Source organism: Pseudomonas sp. LBUM1647 (assembly GCF_059716175.1).
In genome coordinates this window covers 5,218,554-5,237,532 of the sequence record NZ_CP166809.1, presented here as the reverse complement: position 1 = coordinate 5,237,532, position 18,979 = coordinate 5,218,554, and the positions used below count along the sequence as shown (strand labels likewise).

The window sequence follows — 18,979 nt, the reverse complement described above, 5'->3', positions numbered from 1 at the left end:
GCCTTCGGCAGCTCCTACAGGGAGTAGCGCCAATGCTGCGATTGCCCGTGTACCTGTAGGAGCTGTCGAAGGCTGCGATCTTGGCGGTCTACAGGTCAATGCCTTCCGATCTCCATCAAAAACCGGCTCAAGTCATTCGCCGTCCTGGCGGTCTTGAGCATCTGATCTTCCTCAGCCGTAAACGCTGTCAAACCCAGCTCATCTTCCAGATGGAAGATCAGCTCTTCGATATCTTCTTTATCCAATCCCAATTGTGCCAGGCTCGCGTTGTCGTCGAAGTCATCCTGACCCTCCAGCAGGCGGCTGATGAAACGATGCACGACGGCACGAACGGCAGCTCTTTTCATGGTGGTTCTTCGAGGGCGTTATTATTGTTGTCCCTGGGGCTGAGTACAGCAGGCTTCAGGCGTGCAAGCGCTGCCACTCGTCAATCATTGTGCGCAAATGTTCCCCGGAAAAACTCCCGAAATGCCCGCCATGCACCGTGCGGATCGGCAACTCGCGCAAACGCTGCAGGCTGCGGGCGTAGTCGTCGAGGTTGGAGTGGTAGGCGTCTTCGATCAGCGGCCCGTCGTAGATGATGTCGCCGCTGAACAGCGTCTCGGTCGCGGCTTCGTACAGGCTGATGCCGCCCGGTGAATGCCCCGGCGTATGCAGCACTTGTAATGTGCGGTTGCCCAGATCCAGCACGTCACCTTCTTCGATCAGGCCGGTGGCTGGGGCAGCTTTGACCCGATACTCGGCGTAGCACAACGGGCAATCCGGGTGCGCCTCGAACATCTCGTCGCCGACAAACGCCGTGCTCAAGGTGTTTTCGCCGTCCGGCGCGGCGAGGATCTGTGCTTCAGCCGGATGCACCAGCCGTTCGGGGAATTCGTGATGGCCAGCGATGTGGTCGAAATGGCAATGGCTGGCCACAGCTACCAACGGACGTTCGGTGATCCACGGCAGTTGCTCGCGCAGGCTGACCAGCCCGGAACCGCTGTCGAGCAGCAAGTCCTTGTCGCGGCCCTGGATGTGCCAGAGATTGCAGCGATAGAAGGGGCGGATGTAAGGCTCGTGAATCAGGCGAATGCCGTCACTGAGCTGTTTAACTTCAAACCACTGGTCGCGAGAAACAATCTTCATCAAAGGTTTTCTCCAGGCGAAAAAAAACGGGTGTGGCAACCGACGCCACACCCGTCGAAGAAAGCATCAAAGTCGTTATGTTCAGCTTAGGCGGCGCTGGCCACCGCTGCAGGGCGAGGGGACAGCAAGCTGACCACAACGAAACTCACCAGACCTACGCCGAGGCTGTAGTAGATCGGGGTGTTGGCATCCAGACCGTCTTTGAACATGAACAGCAACGCTGTTGCGAAGCCCATGCCCATGCTGGCGATAGCGCCGGCGGTGTTTGCGCGTTTCCAGAAAATCGCACCGATCAACGGGATCAGCATGCCGCCCACCAACAGGTTGTACGCCAGGGTCAGGGCGCTGATCACGTCATTCACGACCAGCGCGATGCCGAGTACAACGATGCCGGTCAACAGGGTGAACAGGCGGTTGATGCCCAGAGTCGACTGTTTACCGCCGCGCAGTTTCGGAAGCAGGTCTTCGGTCAGGGTGGTGGCGGCGGCGAGCAGGCCGGCGCTGGCGGTGGACATCATGGCCGCCAGGGCAGCGGCGATCACCAGGCCACGGATACCGTCCGGCAGGGACAGTTTGACGATGGCGGCGAAGGCGTTGTTGACGTTGTCCAGGTCCGGGATCAGCACATGAGCGGCCATGCCGATCAGGGCGCAGGCCAGTCCGTAAAGGATGCAGTAGAAGCCTGCGAATGTACCGGCGACCTGAGCCACTTTGGCACTCTTGACGGTGAACACACGCTGCCAGATGTCTTGGCCGATCAGGATCCCGAAGAAGTAGATCATGAAGTAGGTGATGATGGTGTCCCAGCCAATCGTGGTGAAGCTGAAGGCGGTTGCCGGCAGTTTCAACACCAACTCATCCCAACCACCGACGCGGTACAGGCATATTGGCAACAGGATGAACATCAGGCCCACGGTCTTGATCACGAACTGGACGATGTCGGTCAGGGTCAGGGACCACATGCCGCCGATCGCCGAATAAATCACCACCACGCCACCGCCGACCAATACCGACAGCCAGAACGGCAGGTCGAACAGCACTTGCAGCACGGTGCCAATGGCCAGGATCGAGACCACGCCGATCATCAGCGCATACGCCAGCATGATCACCGCGCTCGCGGAGCGGGCCATCGGGTTGTAGCGTTTTTCCAGCACCTGGGTAACGGTGTAGATCTTCAGTTTCAGCAGCGGTTTGGCGAGGAACAGGTTCAGTGCCACGATCCCGCAACCGAGGGCCGCGCAGAGCCAGAAACCGGAGATGCCATGGACGTAGCCCAGGCGCACGGTGCCGACGGTGGACGCGCCGCCCAGAACGGTGGCGGCCATGGTGCCCATGTACAGGCTCGGGCCGAGGTTGCGACCGGCGACCAAAAAGTCTTCGTTGGTCTTGGCCTTGCGCATGCCGTAGTAGCCGAGTATCAGCATCGCGGCGGCGTAGATGAGTACGACGAATAAATCCAAAGCCATGATGGCGTGTCTCCGATTGTCTTTTTTATGGTGAGGCGAAAATCAATCCCTTGTGGGAGCGGGCTTGCTCGCGAAAGCGGTCTGTCAGTCACATCAATGTTGGATGTGCCGCCGGCTTCGCGGGCAAGCCCGCTCCCACAGGTAATGTGTTGAATCAGGCGACTTGTCGCATCGCCGGTTTAGCGAGCGAATCCGTGCCCTTGCTGCGTTCATCGTTTGGACCGAACACCGCGGCCGATTCCGGGAACAGGCTCAACAGCGCGAGGTACACCAGCGACGCCAGGCCAAGGGTGACCGGCAGGCTAATGTCGATGCCGCCGGCCAGTTCACCGAGCGGACCCACGAACTGCCCAGGCAGGTTCACAAAGCACAAACCCACCGCTGCACTCGGGATCCAGGCACCCAGCCCACGCCAGTTCCAGCCATGCGTGAACCAGTAGCGGCCACCTTTCTCGCCGCGGGTGAACACTTGCAGGTCATCCGGGCAGTAGAAGCCGCGACGCACCAGCAGACCGATGATCATGATCACCATCCACGGAGTGGTGCAGGTGATGATCAGTACGGCGAAGGTCGACACGCTCTGCACCAGGTTCGCCGCAAAGCGCCCGATGAAGATGAAGGCAATCGACATCACGCCGATCAGCAACGTTGCCTTGACCCGCGACAGTACCCGCGGGAACACGCTGGACATGTCCAGCCCGGTGCCATAGAGCGAGGTGGTGCCGGTGGACATGCCGCCGATCACCGCAATCAGGCACACCGGCAGGAAGAACCAGCTCGGTGAAACGGCCAGCAGGCCGCCGACGTAGTTGTTGGCCGCGATGTAGTCCGGCGCCTTGATCGCTACGATGGTGGCGGTGGCGAGGCCGAACAGGAACGGGATGAAGGTCGCGATCTGCGAGATCACCACGGCGGCCATGATGCGGCGCTTGGAGGTGTCACGCGGGATGTAACGCGACCAGTCACCGAGGAACGCGCCGAAGGAAATCGGGTTGCTCATCGCCACCAGCGCCGCGCCGATGAAGGCCGCCCAGAAACCCGGTTGACCCATGCTGACGGTGCCGGCGTAGTTCACATCGAACGGACCGACGAAGGCGAAGATGCCCAGCAGGAACAGCAAGCTGGCACTCCACACTGCGATCTTGTTGACCCACAGCAGGAAGCGGAAGCCGTAGATGCAGACTGTCAGTACCAGGATCGCGAACAGACCGTAGGCCAAGCCCAGGGTCAGGTCGGTTTCCGGCAGACCGATCAAGCGCTTGGCGCCACCGATCAGTGCATCACCCGAACTCCACACCGAGAGCGAGAAGAAGGCGATGGCGGTCAACAGCGACAGAAACGAACCGACGATCCGCCCGTGCACGCCGAAGTGCGCACCGGAAGACACGGCGTTGTTAGTGCCATTGATCGGGCCGAACAGGCCCATTGGCGCGAGGATCAGCGAGCCCAGCAACACACCCAGCACAATCGCCCAGACGCCCGCCTGAAAAGACAGGCCGAACAGTACCGGGAAACTGCCGAGCACGGCGGTGGCAAAGGTGTTGGAACCCCCAAAGATCATTCGGAACAAATCCGTCGGGCCTGCGGTGCGTTCGCTGTCCGGGATCTGTTCGACCCCGTAGGTTTCAATGTGCGTAAGGCTTTGGTCTTTGTTGTTGTTATTCATGATCAGCTCCGATCATAAAGGCGCGCTCATCGTGTGTGAGCGTCACCTGTTTGGCTAAGGGGTTGGCAGCCCTTCCGGCATCGCGGACAAATGTTCGTGGCAGGCCAGCCATAGGCCTTGTTGTTGTCGGCGAAACACAATCGTCTCGCGCTCCTGGCTGAAGTGTTGCTCCCCTTGCATGCGCAGCTCGGTGGCTACGTCATGAATGAAAATCGCCACGTCACCCTGCAGGCTGACGAAGGCGTTGCTCGAGGTGCACGAAAGCACCTCGAAGCCATCCTCCGAGCGCCAGGTGTCCCACAACGCCTGATAGGCATCGCGCGACAGCAGGGGCTGTTCGAGGGTGTAGAACACGAAGCTGGCATCGGCGCTGAAGGCGCCGAAGTAGGCTTCGCGATCATTACGGGCAAAGGCGGTTACCAGATCGGCAGCGGCCTTGAGTACCTGATCACGTTCGTTCACGACCAATCCTCAGCGGTGGACCACGCCAGGCAGTACGCAGAGCATTTCGTACAGCAGGTTGGCGGCCAGCAGCGAGGTGTTGCCGGTGGTGTCGTAAGCGGGCGAGACTTCTACCAGATCGCAACCGACCAGGTCGAGGCCTTGGCAGCCGCGAACGATTTCAATTGCCTGAATGGTCGTCAGACCACCGATTTCCGGGGTGCCGGTGCCCGGTGCCCAGGCAGGGTCGATGCCGTCGATGTCGAAACTCAGGTACACCGGACCGCCGCCGACTTTCTCGCGAACTTCGGCCATCAGCGGGGCCAGGGATTTGTGCCAGCACTCTTCGGCCTGAACCACACGGAAGCCCTGGTTGCGGCTCCAGTTGAAGTCGTCAGCGGTGTAGCCCTGAGCGCGCAGGCCGATTTGCACCACGCGGTGACAGTCCAGAAGGCCTTCTTCGACAGCGCGACGGAAGGTGGTGCCGTGGGCGATTTTCTCGCCGAACATGTGATCGTTCACATCGGCGTGAGCGTCGATGTGCACCAGGCCAATCTTGCCGTGCTTCTTATGGATCGCACGCAGGATTGGCAGGGTGATGGTGTGGTCGCCGCCCAGGGTCAGGGGGATCACATTGTGTTCGAGGATTTTGTGGTAGGACTCTTCGATGATCCGTACGGCGTCCAGCAGGTTGAACGTGTTGATCGCGACGTCGCCGATGTCGGCAACCGACAGCGAGTCGAACGGTGCAGCGCCGGTAGCCATGTTGTACGGGCGGATCATTACCGATTCAGCGCGGATTTCTCGAGGTCCGAAACGGGTGCCAGGGCGCAGAGACGTGCCGATGTCCAGAGGGACGCCAACGAAGGCAGCATCCAGACCGGCAGCGGTTGGCACATGGGGAAGTCGCATCATGGTGGCGATGCCGCCGAAGCGCGGCATTTCATTGCCGCCCAGTGGTTGGTGAAGAATCTTGTCCACGGGTAGGGCCTCATCGTCGTTGTTTTATTTATGTCGGTTGACCGGTCGGGGGGACACGGGCACCGCTGTGGGCCGATTCTGCGAAATGTAGTGGCCGGGAAGAATCGCTACGGGCAAATACTTAGTTCAGATTTTTCTAAACTAATGGCCGCGGCGGCGATAGACTCTCGCCATGCGCTGATCTTCTGTGGCGAGGGGATTTATCCCCGTTCGGCTGCGTAGCAGTCGCAAAACATCACCCCCGTTCTGTCTGACACAACAAGTTTGAGATTTTTGGGGGGCGGCTTCGCCACCCAACGGGGATAAATCCCCTCGCCACAGGATTGAAATTCGACTGGTGTTTGGAGCCCTCATGGCCAACGCGTTACCCGACCTGAAACTTTTACGCATCTTCGTCAGCGTGGTTCGCCATCAGGGGTTTGCCAACGCCCAGCAGGAGCTCAACCTCTCGACCTCGGCCATCAGCACCTACATGAGCCAGCTCGAAGCCGCCCTCGGCCTGGTGCTGTGCCATCGCGGCCGTGGTGGTTTCAGCCTGACCAGCAAGGGTGAGTTGTTCCATCAGGAAACCTTGCGTCTATTAGGCGAGCTCGAAGGCTTCGAGCAATACGCTGCCGCCCTCAAAGGCGAACTGCGCGGCACCTTGAACCTCGGCGTCATCGACTCCACCGTCAGCGACAAGGCCTTGCCCTTCGCCGAAGCCATTGGCGCCTACAGCCAGGAACACCCGGCCGTGCATTTGCACCTCTCGGTGATGAGCCCTTACGAACTGCAACTCGGCGTGCAGGATAACCGTCTCGACCTGGCCATCGGCGCGTTCTCCACGCGCATGAGCGGTCTGGTCTACATGCCGCTGTACCGCGAACAACACTGGTTGTATTGCAGCAGTCGTCATCCGCTGTTCACCGAGCGGCGCATTCCCGAGCAAGTCATCACTCAGCAACGCATGGTTGGCCGCGGCTACTGGAGCCAGGCGGAACTGGCACGTCACGGTTTCAAGCACAGCGCGGCGACGGTGGAAAGTATGGAGGCGCAGCTGATTCTAGTGCTGTCGGGCGCCTACATCGGTTACCTGCCGGAGCACTACGCGCAGGCTTGGGCGGATAAGGGCGATTTGCGGGTGCTGCTGCCGGCGACCTTCGGCTATCAGGCGCCGTTTTCGATGATCGTGCGTCGTGGCCGCAGCCGCGAGCCGCTGATCCAGACCTTTCGCGATTTGCTCAAAGCGCAACTGAATCAGGCTTGAAAAAAATGTCCAGAATCCAATGTCCGCGCTGCCTGCGTCCGCAAACCCATTGCCTGTGCCCGCTGATTCCGAGCCTCGACAGCCGCACCCGGGTGTTGCTGTTGCAGCATCCGAGCGAAGTGAACCATGCGCTGAACACCGCACGGTTGGCGGCATTGGGGTTGAGGAATGCCGAGCTGATAGTGGGTGAGGTGTTCGAGGATTTGCCGGCATTGTTGAATCAGCCGGGTTATCAGGCGCGGCTGCTGTTTCCTGCCGATGATGCGCAGCCGTTGCAGACTTACGCGGCAAATGATCAGCCGTTATTGCTGGTCGTCCCGGACGGCACCTGGCGCAAGGCGCGCAAGATGCTGCACCTCAACCCGCTGCTGGCGGCGCTGCCGAGGGTGACGTTGGCGCAGGGCGGGGTGTCGAGATATCGATTGCGCAAGGCTCCGGGGCCGGGCGCGTTGTCGACGGTGGAGGCGATTGTTCAGGCATTGCAGACCCTCGAAGCACCGACCACTTTCGAACCGTTGTTAAAACCGTTCGAGGCGTTGATCGAGGGGCAGATTTCGGCGATGGGGGAGGAGACCTACCAGCGCAATCATGAGCCGAAATAGTCGTTGTTTTTGAGGGCCTCTTCGCGAGCAGGCTCGCTCCCACAGTTGACTGAGTTCTTCCAGAAGAAATGCGATCCACTGTGGGAGCGAGCCTGCTCGCGAAAGCGGTGGAACAATCACCAATAAATCTAACCAGAAACTATCTTTCGCGCATCGCCTCAGTCCGGGCCTTAAGCACTGGCTTCAGCAGGTAATCCAGCACGCTTTTCTCCCCGGTGATGATGTCCACCGTCGCCACCATCCCCGGAATGATCAGCAACGGTTTCACATCCCCGCCCAAGTGATTCTTATCCGTCCTCACCTGAATCAAATAAAAGCTGTTGCCCTTGTCATCCGTAATCGTGTCCGCGCCAATCAACTCCAGCTTCGCACTCAACCCCCCATAAATCGTGTAGTCGTAAGCACTGAACTTGACCATCGCTTTCTGCCCCGGGTGCAGAAACGCCACGTCCTGCGGCCGGACCTTGGCTTCGATCAGCAAGTTGTCTTCAATGGGCACGATTTCCACCATGTCGCTGCCCGGTTGGACCACGCCGCCGATGGTGTTGACCTTCAGCACTTTGATAATTCCGTGAACCGGCGACACCACCGTGGTGCGGGTTACGCGGTCATCGATAGCAATGCTCGAGGCCGTGATTTTCGACAGGTCGGTGCGTTTTTCATTCAGCTCTTTCGCCGCGTCGGAGCGGAAGGATTGTTCGGACTCGTCAATCTTGCTTTTGATCTCATTGATCGCCGATTCCGCACGGGGAATCGCCAGGGTCGTAGCGTTCAATGAGCCGCGAATCTCCACCGCACTGCGTTTGAGTCGCAAGATTTCCACCGGCGAAACCGCCCCGGTGCCCACCAGCGGCGCGGACATGTTCATCTCTTGTTGCAGCAGCGCCAGGCTTGAACTGAATTGGCCCTGTTTGGAGCGGAACTCTGCCAGTTCCTGGGTTTTTTGCCGAAGTTGCTCACTCAAGGTGCGCTGTTCGCTGGCCAGTCGACGTTGCCGTTGTTCGTACAGCGAGCGCTCGTCTTCGGCCACTTGCGGCGCCTTGGCGATCACTTCGGGAGAGAGCTTGAACGGACGGCCTTCCGCTTCAGCCGACAGCCGTTCGACCTGCGCGGTCAGCGCATAACGATCCGCCTCGCTTTCGCCCTTGTTCGACAGGAATCGAGTGTCATCGAGGCGCAGCAAGGTGTCGCCCTTGTTCACCATTTGCCCTTCGCGAACGAAGATCTCAGTGACGATGCCGCCCTCCAGGTTCTGGATCACCTGTACCTTGCTCGACGGAATCGCCTTGCCTTCGCCCATGGTCACTTCCTGCAGCACCGCAAACTTGGCCCAGACCACAGCCGTGATAATCAGCGCAGCCGCCAACCACACAGTGATCCGCGACCAGCGTGGCGAATCCTGCAACGAGGCGCCGGCGGTTTCCGGCATGTATTCGCTTTCCGCGCTTTTGCTGAAGCTGCCGAAGTAGCCGCGATCCTTTGAAACGTCGGATGATGAACGGGCCATGGCTAGCTCCTAGACAGCCGCAGAGCCGACACGGCCCTTGCGCAGTGCATCGATGACCACTTCTTTCGGACCGTCGGCGACGATCCGCCCGTTGTCCAGCACCACCAGGCGATCCACCAGGCTGAGCATCGAGGTACGGTGGGTCACCAGCAGGAGGGTTTTACCCTGGACCCAACGGTGGAGTTTTTGTCGCAGAACGTCTTCGCTGCTGTTGTCCATGGCACTGGTGGGTTCGTCGAGCAACATGATCGGCGGATCCAGCAACAAGGCGCGGGCCAGCAACACCGCCTGACGTTGCCCGCCGGACAGCAGTTGTCCGCGTTCCCCCACCGGCCGGTCGAAGCCTTGCGGATGCTGACGGGCCAGCTCGGTGACGCCGGTCAGTTCGGCGACTTCGAGCATCCGTGAATCGCTGATGTAGCGTGCGCCGAGGGTCAGGTTGTCGCGAAGGCTGCCGGCCAACAGTGGCAGGTCATGGGCGACGTAACCGATTTGCTGGCGCAGGTCGGCGACGTCCAGTTGCCGCAAGTCCAGGCCATCGAGCAGCAACTGTCCTTCTTCCGGTGCGTAGAAACCCATTACCAGCCGCGCCAGCGTACTTTTGCCTGAGCCGCTGCGACCGATGATGCCGATCCGCTCGCCGGGTTTCACGCTGAAGCTGATGTTGGCCAACGCCGGAGCGTTCTGGCCGTTGTAGTGGAACGTCACACTGCTGACGTCTATCGCGCCTTGCAGTTGTGTGCGTTCCAGCGGCCGTTGTTTGGCGTCGCGTTCTTGCGGCAAGGACATCAGCGCATCGGTGCTTTTCATGGTCAGTTGCGCTTGCTGGTAGCGGGTGATCAAACCGGCAATCTGCCCCAGCGGCGCGAGCACCCGGCTGCCGAGCATGTAGGTCGCCACCAGCGCGCCGACGCTGAGGTTGCCGGCGATGATGCTGTAGACCCCGGCGACGATGGTCGCCATGCCGGAGAATTGCTGGAGGAACAGCGTGCCGTTGGTGGCCAGTGCCGAGAGGTTGCGCGCATGGCTATCGAGGCGGGTGAGGGCGCCGTGGGTGCTTTCCCATTTGTGCTGGCGTTCGCTTTCGGCGCTGCAGGCTTTGAGGGTTTCCAGACCGCCGAGGGTTTCGATCAGCAGCGCCTGGCGTTCGGCGCCCAGGCTCAGGCTTTTCTGCACGGTGTCGCGCAGGCGCACCTGGATCACCATCGCGAAGATGATCGTGATTGGAAACGCCAACACCGGAATTACCACCAGCCAGCCGCCGAGCAAGCCGATCACCACCAGCATCAGCACGGCAAAGGGCAGGTCGATCAGGCTGGTCAGGGTCACGGCGGTGAGGAATTCCCGCAGGCCCTGGAAGTCATGGATGCTTTGGGCGAAACCACCAATGGTCGCCGGCCGCGCTTTCATCGCCATGCCGGTAATGCGTTCGAACAACGTGGCCGAAAGGATCACGTCGGTTTTCTTCCCGGCGGTGTCCAGCAGGTGCGCGCGGACCACCCGCAGCACCAGTTCGAAACCGGTGCCGATCAGCAAGCCGATGGACAGCACCCACAACGTCGACGTGGCCTGGTTCGGCACCACCCGGTCGTAGGTCTGCATCACGAACAGCGGCACCATCAGCCCCAGCAGGTTGATCAGAAAACTCGCCAGAATCGCGTCGCTGTACAGCCACTTCGACAGCTTCAAGGTGTCGCGAAACCACGCCTCAACCCGCGGCACCAGCGGCGAACGCAAGTCTTCGAGTTCATGCCGTGGCCGCGCGAACAAGGCCTGGCCGCTGTAATTCTCGGCCAGCTCATCGCGACTGACCCATTGTTCACCGCCGTCGGCTTCGCTCGGCAATATCAACAACTGTCCGTCATCGCCAAAGCGTCGTAGAACGGCAGTACGGCCGTTGTTGAGGATCAGCATTACAGGCAGGTTGAGGGCGGAAATGTCCGCCAGTTCACGGCGCAGCAATCGCGCCTGCAAACTGGCCCGGGCCGCTGCGCGAGGCAGCAGGTCCAGGCTCAAACGTTGTTTGTTCAGGGGGAGCCCGGCACTCAGGCTGGCGCGACTGACCGTCGCGCCATGGAGTTTGCAGAGGATCAGCAGACCGTCCAGAAGCGGGTCATCGAAGCTCAGGCGCGGATCGACACTGATGTTGCCGGGTTCCATGCTGGTCACATTGATCGCTCCCGTTGGCATAGGTATCTACACATCTCTCTGTAGGATCTGCCGCAGGCTGCGATCTTTTGATCTTGTTTTTTTAGGATCTAGATCAAAAGATCGCAGCCTTCGGCAGCTCCTACGGGGGTTACTTCATTTGAGTTCAGGCAAACGGGCTTCGTTTTTTACTTCCGTGGAGGCGATCGCATCGGCGGGCAACACCACCCGTTGTTTGCTCAGCAACTGACCCATGTTCGCCAGCACGCGGTACATCGAGTACTCCTCGGTGTAGCGCACTTCGGTGTAGCGGCGGTTGGCGTTGTAGAGCTCGTTTTCACTGTCCAGCAGGTCGAGCAGGGTGCGTTGGCCGAGGCCGAACTGGTCCTGATACGCCACGCGCACGCGTCGGCTGGTGTCCGCGTATTCGCGGGCGGTCGGGGTTTGTTTCTTGGCGTTGACCATGGCGTTCCAGGCCAGGTGAATGTTCTCGTTGAGTTGGCGCAGGGCATTGTTGCGGATGTCCATTGCCTGGTTGATCTGGTGCGCATTGGAGGCCAGACGAGCCTTGTCGCTGCCACCGCGGAACAGGTTGTAGTTCATCACCACGCCGACTCGCCATTCGTTGTCGTGGCCTTCATCGCCCTGCACGTTGTTGTTCGCACCCACGGCGGCTTCGGCGTCGAAGCGAGGGTAGAACGGCGACTTGGAAACTTCGTACTGGCTCTCGGCCGATTGCACATCGGCCTGGGCGGATTTCAGGTAGGGGTTGTTTTCCACCATGCTTTGCTGGGCTTCCTGCAGGGTGGCGGGCAGTTCGCCGCGGGTCGAGGGCGGGGCTTCGAGCTCATCGGGCAGGCGCCCCACGACGGCGTAGAAGTTGGACTCGGCATCCGCCAGATCGACTTCAGCGGTGTCGAGGTTGTTTTGCGCCAGTGCCCGGCGAGCGACGGACTGGTCGGAGTCGGCGGTGCTGCCGATACCACGCTGGGTGCGCAGACCGATCTGATCGTTGACCCGCAGGTGAGCTTGCAGGTTGTTCGTGGCCAGGGTCACCAGTTCGCGGCGCTTGAGCACTTCGAGGTAGACCTCGATGGTACGCAGGGCCAGATCCTGAGCGGTGCCCTGAGCGTAATAGGCCCGGGAATTGACCACGCCTTTGGTGCGCTGGACTTCGTTGGAGGTGTTGAAACCATCGAAGAGCATTTGCCGCAGACGCAATTCCGATTGGGTGTAGGTCAGGATTTCGGTGTGGTGATTGCCGAATGCCCGGGTGTTGGTGTTATCGCTGTACCCGCGCCCGTAGGCGGCATTCAGATCAACCGATGGATAAAATCCTCCCTTGGCGACTTTCACTTGCTCATCGGCCGAGAGGCGGCTGTCTACCCGCGACGCCAGCTCCGGGTGGGTCGCGATGGTGCTCTGAATCGCCTCCGTCAATGACATGGCTTGAGCCTGAGAAGTGCAGGCCATGGCCAGCAGAATTGCGCTGCAGAGGGGGGTTAATACGCGCATGGGTGCCTCTCCCTGATTCCTAATGGTGCTTATTAGTCGCCAAATATTTGACGGCATTTATAGTGAAAACCGTTTCATGCTTGTAACAACAGAGCTAAGAACATTCTGGGGAAAACCATAGAAGAATTTTTCATAAGGCTTATGCCAAAAAAAACTTATGCGCTCCGTAAAATCCAGCACATTGTTCACTGCGAAAGCCCTTTATTTACGAGCGTTAGGGCGCTCGGCAGGGCTTGAGGAAAGTTCCAAACCACATATCGATATAGGGCGGGGAAGTGCTGGAGGGGAGGGAAGCGGACGGTTTTGAGGTGACGGTTTTTTGTCGCCTTGGTGGATCAAAACCGTTACGCATCGCTCAAACGGTGACGTGTTGCGCAATTGGATCCCGATGCCATTGATTGCAGAGGGTTTTTATCCAGCAGCAGACACGTCGCCCGCGAGCGGCACGCTTGGCGAGAACGGCGCCAGGGCAGCGGCTTACTTCAGGTAACCGCTGCCAACAGGCGATTCCGCCCGGCAACCCGTTGGAGCCATGAGCACGTTCTTCGCAAAAACAGGATGCCGACAGCGGTTGGCAGCGGAGGAAGTGCACATGGCTACGCTCATCGGTATTGTCAGTAAGATCATTGGTCAGGTGTTCGCGGTTGCGAGCGATGGCACCCGACGCGCGCTAGTCGAGGGGGACCGGTTATTCGCCGGCGATCAACTGGTCACCGGGGCCGAAGGCGCGGTGGCGGTGCATCTGCAAAATGGCCAGGAACTGACACTTGGGCGTGGCAGCAGTCTGGAGATGACGCCCCAGTTACTCGCGCATCAGGCGCCCCATGTGGACACTGCTGAAGCGGTGACGCCGACTCAGTCGCAATTGACCGATGTCGAGCAACTGCAAAAAGCGATCGCTGCCGGCGACGACCCGACCCAGACGGCTGACCCCACGGCGGCCGGACCTGCTTCGACCGGCGCACCTGGTGGTGCACTGGGCGGTGGCCATAGTTTTGTCATGCTCGAAGAGGTGGGCGGGCGAGTCGATCCGACCATTGGTTTTCCTACCGCAGGCTTCAACGGCATTCCCGTGGTTCCCCTGGAACGGCTAGCCGGTGACCCGGACAACGGCGACAACGGTGCAGGCGGTTCAGGTGGTTCCGGTGGTTCAGGAGGCACAGGCGATCTTCCTGTGACACCGGTTGTTCCTGTAGTACCGGTTGTTCCTGATGTGCCGAACAATCCGGTGACCCTCACCGGCCTGTCGGTGGCAGGGGGCGAACTGACCCTCAATGAGGCCAACCTGGCCGACGGTTCGGCCCCCAACCCTGGGGCACTGACCAAGACAGGCACGTTCAGCGTGTCTGCTCCTGACGGGCTGACCAGCCTGAACATCGGTGGGGTCAACGTGATCAGCGGCGGCGTTGCCGCAGGCTTCCCGCAATCGATCACCACCCCGTTGGGCAACACCCTGACCGTCACCGGCTACAACCCGGCCACGGGGGTTGTGAGTTACCGCTACACCCTCACCGACAATGAAACCCATCCGGCCGGTGACGGCACCAACAACCTCAGCGAACACTTCACCGTAGTAGCCGGCGACAGCAATGGCGATACCACCACCGGTTCCCTGGACGTCAACATCACCGATGACGTACCCAAGGCGGTCGATGACAGCCATCTCAGCACCGCGTCGGAAACCTTACTGACGCTCAATGGCAATGTGCTGACCAACGATGTGCAAGGTGCCGACCGCGTGACCACCGGGGAAAGTACCGGGCCGATCACCGCAGGCACGTTCTCCGGGATTTACGGCACCCTGGTGCTCAACGCCAACGGCACATACACCTACACCCTGAACACCGGCGACGCAGACTTCAAAGCCCTGCACGTGGGTGGCAGCGGGACCGAAACCTTCACCTACACCCTGACCGATGCCGACGGCGACACCAGCACTGCCAAGCTTGTGCTGAACATCCATAACAACGATGACCCGGTCACGATTGGCGGTCTGAACGTCGAAGGCGGCGAACTCACCGTCTACGAAAAAAACCTCACCTCCGGCACCGACCCTGATACTCAGGCCCTGACCCAGAGCGGCACCTTCACCGTCAACGCACCGGATGGCCTGCAAACCCTGACCGTGAGCGGCGTCGCGGTGGTCAGCGGTGGGGTGGCGGTAGGTTTCCCGCTATCCGCCACCACCTGGACGGGCGCCACCTTCACCATCACCGGTTACGACCCGGCCACGGGCGTGGTGAGCTACAGCTACACACTGAATTACGACAGCGACCACCCCAATGCCGATGGCGCCAACAGCATCTACGAGAACTTCGACGTCGTTGCCACCGATACCGACGGCAGCACGGCGACCGGGCAAATCAACGTCAACATCGTCGATGACCTGCCGACCGCCAACCCCGACGCGGTTTCGGTCGCAGAGGGCGGCATCATCAGCGGCAGCGTGCTGGGGAACGATGTCACCGGCGCCGATGGCCCCGCCGCAGGGGGCGCGGTGGTCGGCGTGCGTGCCGGTTCCGACACATCGACCCCAGTCATCGGCGGCCTCAACAGCCAGATCAATGGCACCTACGGTTACCTGACGCTGGATGCCAACGGCAACGCCGTGTACCACAGCAATCCGGACGCCGTGAGCGGCCCCGGGGCGACGGACGTGTTCACCTACACCATACGCGATCGCGACGGTGACGAAAGCACCACCACCATCACCATCGACGTGCACAACAGCAGCATCCAAGCGGTCAGCGACAGTGACGTGACCGTCTACGAAAAGGCCCTCGACCTGAACCAGGACGGCCAGGACCTGGCGCCCGGCACCGTTACCGGGAGCCTGCCGGGCAACACCGGCGAAACCGCCAGTGGCACCCTGGTCGGTTCGGTCAGCGGCGCGGTCGGTGCGATCACCTACACCCTGGTCGGCAGCGCCACTGGCACCTACGGGCAAATCCTGCTCAATCCCGACGGCTCCTACACCTACACCCTGACCTCGCCGGCCAGCACCACGCCGCATGCGAACGACGGCGCCAACACCTTGAGTGAAAGCTTCACCTACAAAGCCACCGACGCCCTGGGCAACAGCACCACCAGCACCATCGTGGTCAAAATCGTCGATGACCTGCCGACTGCTCATGCCGACGAGACTTCGGTCGCCGAAGGCGGCACCGTCAGTGGCAACGTGCTGTGGAACGATGTCGGCGGCGCCGATGGCCTCGCCGCAGGAGGCGCGGTGGTCGGCGTACGTGCCGGTTCCGACACCTCGACCTCGGCCGTTGGCGGCCTGAACACTCAGATCAATGGCACCTACGGTTACCTGACGCTGGACGCCAACGGCAACGCGGTGTACCACAGCAACCCGAACGCCGTGAGCGGCCCCGGGGCGACCGACGTGTTCACCTACACCGTGCGCGATGCCGACGGTGACCAAAGCACCACCACCATCACCATCGACGTGATCAACAGCTCCATCAGCGCGGTCAGTGACAGCGACGTGACCGTCTACGAAAAAGCCCTCGACCTGAACCAGGATGGCCAGGATCTGGCGCCCGGCACCGTTACCGGCAGCCTGCCCGGCACCGGCGAAACTGCCAGTGGCACGCTGGTCGGCTCGGTCAGCGGCGCGGTCGGTGCGATCACCTACACCCTGGTCGGCAGCGCCACCGGCACCTACGGGCAGATCCTCATCAATCCCGATGGCTCCTACACCTACACGCTGACGTCGGCGCCCAGCACCACGCCGCATGCGAACGATGGCGGGAATACCCTGAGCGAAAGCTTCACCTACCAAGCCACCGACTCCCTGGGCAACAGCACCACCAGCACCATCGTGGTCAAGATCGTTGATGACATGCCGACTGCTCATGCCGACGAGGCTTCGGTCGCCGAAGGCGGTGTTGTCAGTGGCAACGTGTTGTGGAACGACGTCGGCGGCGCCGATGGCCTCGCCGCAGGAGGCGCGGTGGTCGGCGTACGTGCCGGTTCAGACACCTCGACCTCAGCCGTTGGCGGCCTGAACACTCAGATCAATGGCACCTACGGGTACCTGACGCTGGACGCCAACGGCAACGCCGTGTACCACAGCAACCCGAACGCCGTGAGCGGCCCCGGGGCGACCGACACGTTCACCTACACCGTGCGCGATGCCGACGGTGACCAAAGCACCACCACCATCACCATCGACGTGCACAACAGCTGCATCACGGCCGTCAGCGACAACGACGTGACCGTCTACGAAAAAGCCCTCGACCTGAACCAGGACGGCCAGGATTTGGCGCCCGGCACCGTCACCGGGAGTCAGCCGGGCCACACGCTTGAAACCGCCAGTGGCACCCTGGTCGGTTCGGTCAGCGGCGCGGTCGGCGCAATCACCTACACCCTGGTCGGCAGCGCCACTGGCACCTACGGCCAAATCCTGCTCAATCCCGACGGCACCTACACCTACACGCTGACGTCGGCGCCAAGCACCACGCCGCACGCCGACGATGGCGCGAACACCCTCAGCGAAAGTTTCACTTACAAAGCCACCGACGCCCTGGGCCATTCCACCACCAGCACCATCGTGGTCAAAATCGTCGATGACCTGCCGACCGCCAACCCTGACGCTGCCTCGGTAGCGGAGGGCGGCATCGTCAGTGGCAACGTGCTGGTGAACGACTTCAGCGATGCCGATGGGATTGGGGTGGTCGGCGTGCGTGCCGGTTCAGACACCTCGACCTCGGCCATCGGCGGCCTTAACAGCCACATCAATGGCACCTACGGTTACCTGACGCTGGATGCGGCGGGCAACGCGGTCTACCACAGCAACCCGGACGCCGTGAACGGTCCCGGTGCGACCGACGTGTTCACCTACACCTTGCGCGATGGCGATGGTGACGAAAGAACCACCACGATTACTATCGATGTCAGCGACAGCTGCATCAAAGCGGTCAGCGATACCGCCGTGACCGTCAGCGACCCCGGCAATACCGGCAAAGGTGCGGACTTCACCGGCCCCGGTGCGATCAACTTCACCGGCACCAGCAGCAACAACGCGGCGAACCAGGCCTTGGTGGATGTGCGGAGCGCCTTTGTCGGCAATGCTGCGACCATGACTGCGCTGCTGGTGGTCAGCGGTTATCTGGGCGCTGTCGCCAATGCCAATGATGAGGACCGCATCACCGTCAACCTCAAACAGGGTGAAACCCTTAACCTGGATCACGACCTCGCGGGCGGTCACATCGCAATGGAGTACTCCGTCAACGGTGGGGCTTTCATTGCCATCGCCGATGGCCAGACCATCACTGCCGCAGCGGACGGCACGTACCAGATCCACATCACCAACATCGACAACGATGGTCCGGGCAGCAGCGGGAAGGGGGCGGAAAACTATCAACTGACCATGACCCTCAACTACGCCGGCGCCCATGACATCACGCCAGATGCCCACGGCACCTACACCGCCAGCGACAGCGACAGCCATGGCGGTAGCGATAGCGGCGCCGCGACCATCACCTATCAGGACGGCCACATCCTCACCGGCACGGCGGGCGATGATGTGTTGGTGGCGGGCACCGGCAACAACGAGATGCACGGCGGCGCCGGCAATGACTTGCTGTACAGCGGTGCGGGCAACGACCTGCTCGACGGCGGCACCGGCGTCGACACCGCGAGCTATGCCCACGCCACCGCCGGGGTTACGGTCAATCTGGGTGTGCTCGGTGCGCAGAACACCGGGGGGGGCGGGACCGACACGCTGACGGCGATCGAAAACCTGACCGGCTCAAACTTCAACGACAGCCTCACGGGCGACAACCATAGCAACATCATCAACGGCGGCCTGGGTAACGACATGCTCAACGGCGGGGGCGGCGACGACTTCCTCATTGGCGGCCTGGGCAACAACACCCTCACCGGCGGCAGCGGTGCCGACACCTTCCAGTGGCTCAAAGGCAACAGCGGCCACGACGTGGTCACCGACTTCACGCCGGGCACCGACAAACTCGACCTGTCGCAACTGCTGCAAGGGGAAAACAGCACCGCGGCGTCGCTGGATGATTACCTGCACTTCAAAGTCATTGGCAGCGGCGCTTCGGTACTGACTAGCATCGACGTCAGCGCCATGGCTGGCGCCGCGCCGAATCAAACCATCGACCTGGCGGGTGTGAACCTGGCCAGCCACTACGGCGTAACGCCGGGGGCGGGTGGGGTGATTGCGGGGGGGCACGATACGGCGACGATTATCAACGGGATGTTGAATGACCATTCGTTGAAGGTGGATACGGTGTGATCTGAAACGACAAA

12 protein-coding genes are annotated in these 18,979 nt (G+C 61.1%); 3 read left to right on the top strand and 9 right to left on the bottom strand.

Annotated features, from left to right (window positions below; genetic code table 11):
* Window positions 1-95: 95 nt before the first annotated feature.
* The 6 genes from ACA059_RS24065 to speB form a co-directional block, all read right to left on the bottom strand.
* Window positions 96-347 carry an acyl carrier protein gene (locus ACA059_RS24065; protein WP_497631248.1) on the bottom strand — a complete coding sequence of 84 codons (252 nt, stop codon included), beginning with the start codon at window positions 345-347 and terminating at the stop codon, window positions 96-98.
* Between the two features lie 55 nt (window positions 348-402).
* The gene (locus ACA059_RS24060) at window positions 403-1,128 is read right to left on the bottom strand and encodes an MBL fold metallo-hydrolase (RefSeq protein WP_497631247.1); all 726 of its coding nucleotides are present in this window, start codon (window positions 1,126-1,128) and stop codon (window positions 403-405) included.
* A gap of 86 nt (window positions 1,129-1,214) precedes the next feature.
* Entirely contained in the window at window positions 1,215-2,594 is a 1,380-nt protein-coding gene (locus tag ACA059_RS24055; RefSeq protein ID WP_497631246.1) for a sodium:solute symporter family protein, read from the bottom strand.
* Between the two features lie 154 nt (window positions 2,595-2,748).
* Window positions 2,749-4,260: a purine-cytosine permease family protein gene (locus ACA059_RS24050; RefSeq protein ID WP_497631245.1), complete on the bottom strand. Its 1,512-nt coding sequence runs from the start codon at window positions 4,258-4,260 to the stop codon at window positions 2,749-2,751.
* 54 nt (window positions 4,261-4,314) lie between these two features.
* On the bottom strand, window positions 4,315-4,722 hold the full coding sequence (locus ACA059_RS24045; protein ID WP_033056105.1) for a YybH family protein: 408 nt from the start codon (window positions 4,720-4,722) through the stop codon (window positions 4,315-4,317).
* Window positions 4,723-4,731: 9 nt separating this feature from the next.
* Window positions 4,732-5,682, bottom strand: coding sequence for an agmatinase (gene speB, locus ACA059_RS24040; RefSeq protein WP_497631244.1), 951 nt, complete (start codon window positions 5,680-5,682; stop codon window positions 4,732-4,734).
* Between the two features lie 352 nt (window positions 5,683-6,034).
* Between speB and ACA059_RS24035 the strand changes: the two genes are divergently transcribed.
* Window positions 6,035-6,928, top strand: coding sequence for a LysR family transcriptional regulator (locus ACA059_RS24035; RefSeq protein WP_007945995.1), 894 nt, complete (start codon window positions 6,035-6,037; stop codon window positions 6,926-6,928).
* A 5-nt stretch (window positions 6,929-6,933) separates the two neighbouring features.
* The gene (locus ACA059_RS24030; protein WP_497631243.1) at window positions 6,934-7,530 is read left to right on the top strand and encodes a tRNA-uridine aminocarboxypropyltransferase; all 597 of its coding nucleotides are present in this window, start codon (window positions 6,934-6,936) and stop codon (window positions 7,528-7,530) included.
* Between the two features lie 139 nt (window positions 7,531-7,669).
* Here ACA059_RS24030 and ACA059_RS24025 read toward each other — a convergent pair whose 3' ends face one another.
* The 3 genes from ACA059_RS24025 to ACA059_RS24015 all read right to left on the bottom strand — a co-directional run bounded on the left by ACA059_RS24025 (window position 7,670) and on the right by ACA059_RS24015 (window position 12,700).
* Entirely contained in the window at window positions 7,670-9,037 is a 1,368-nt protein-coding gene (locus tag ACA059_RS24025) for an HlyD family type I secretion periplasmic adaptor subunit (RefSeq protein WP_497631242.1), read from the bottom strand.
* Between the two features lie 9 nt (window positions 9,038-9,046).
* Complete coding sequence (locus ACA059_RS24020; protein ID WP_497631241.1) at window positions 9,047-11,206, bottom strand: type I secretion system permease/ATPase; 2,160 nt, start codon at window positions 11,204-11,206, stop codon at window positions 9,047-9,049.
* Window positions 11,207-11,341: 135 nt separating this feature from the next.
* Window positions 11,342-12,700, bottom strand: coding sequence for a TolC family outer membrane protein (locus ACA059_RS24015; RefSeq protein ID WP_497631240.1), 1,359 nt, complete (start codon window positions 12,698-12,700; stop codon window positions 11,342-11,344).
* Between the two features lie 592 nt (window positions 12,701-13,292).
* On the opposite strand from ACA059_RS24015, the gene ACA059_RS24010 reads away from it, so the two are divergent.
* Window positions 13,293-18,965 carry a retention module-containing protein gene (locus ACA059_RS24010; protein ID WP_497631239.1) on the top strand — a complete coding sequence of 1,891 codons (5,673 nt, stop codon included), beginning with the start codon at window positions 13,293-13,295 and terminating at the stop codon, window positions 18,963-18,965.
* Window positions 18,966-18,979 lie beyond the last annotated feature (14 nt).

Bases quoted from the DNA above. Each gene is read 5' to 3' on its own strand.
- ACA059_RS24065 (WP_497631248.1), bottom strand. From the start codon at position 347: ATGAAAAGAGCTGCCGTTCGTGCCGTCGTGCATCGTTTCATCAGCCGC.
- ACA059_RS24060 (WP_497631247.1), bottom strand. From the start codon at position 1,128: ATGAAGATTGTTTCTCGCGACCAGTGGTTTGAAGTTAAACAGCTCAGT.
- ACA059_RS24055 (WP_497631246.1), bottom strand. From the start codon at position 2,594: ATGGCTTTGGATTTATTCGTCGTACTCATCTACGCCGCCGCGATGCTG.
- ACA059_RS24050 (WP_497631245.1), bottom strand. From the start codon at position 4,260: ATGAATAACAACAACAAAGACCAAAGCCTTACGCACATTGAAACCTAC.
- ACA059_RS24035 (WP_007945995.1), top strand. From the start codon at position 6,035: ATGGCCAACGCGTTACCCGACCTGAAACTTTTACGCATCTTCGTCAGC.
- ACA059_RS24030 (WP_497631243.1), top strand. From the start codon at position 6,934: ATGTCCAGAATCCAATGTCCGCGCTGCCTGCGTCCGCAAACCCATTGC.
- ACA059_RS24025 (WP_497631242.1), bottom strand. From the start codon at position 9,037: ATGGCCCGTTCATCATCCGACGTTTCAAAGGATCGCGGCTACTTCGGC.
- ACA059_RS24015 (WP_497631240.1), bottom strand. From the start codon at position 12,700: ATGCGCGTATTAACCCCCCTCTGCAGCGCAATTCTGCTGGCCATGGCC.
- ACA059_RS24010 (WP_497631239.1), top strand. From the start codon at position 13,293: ATGGCTACGCTCATCGGTATTGTCAGTAAGATCATTGGTCAGGTGTTC.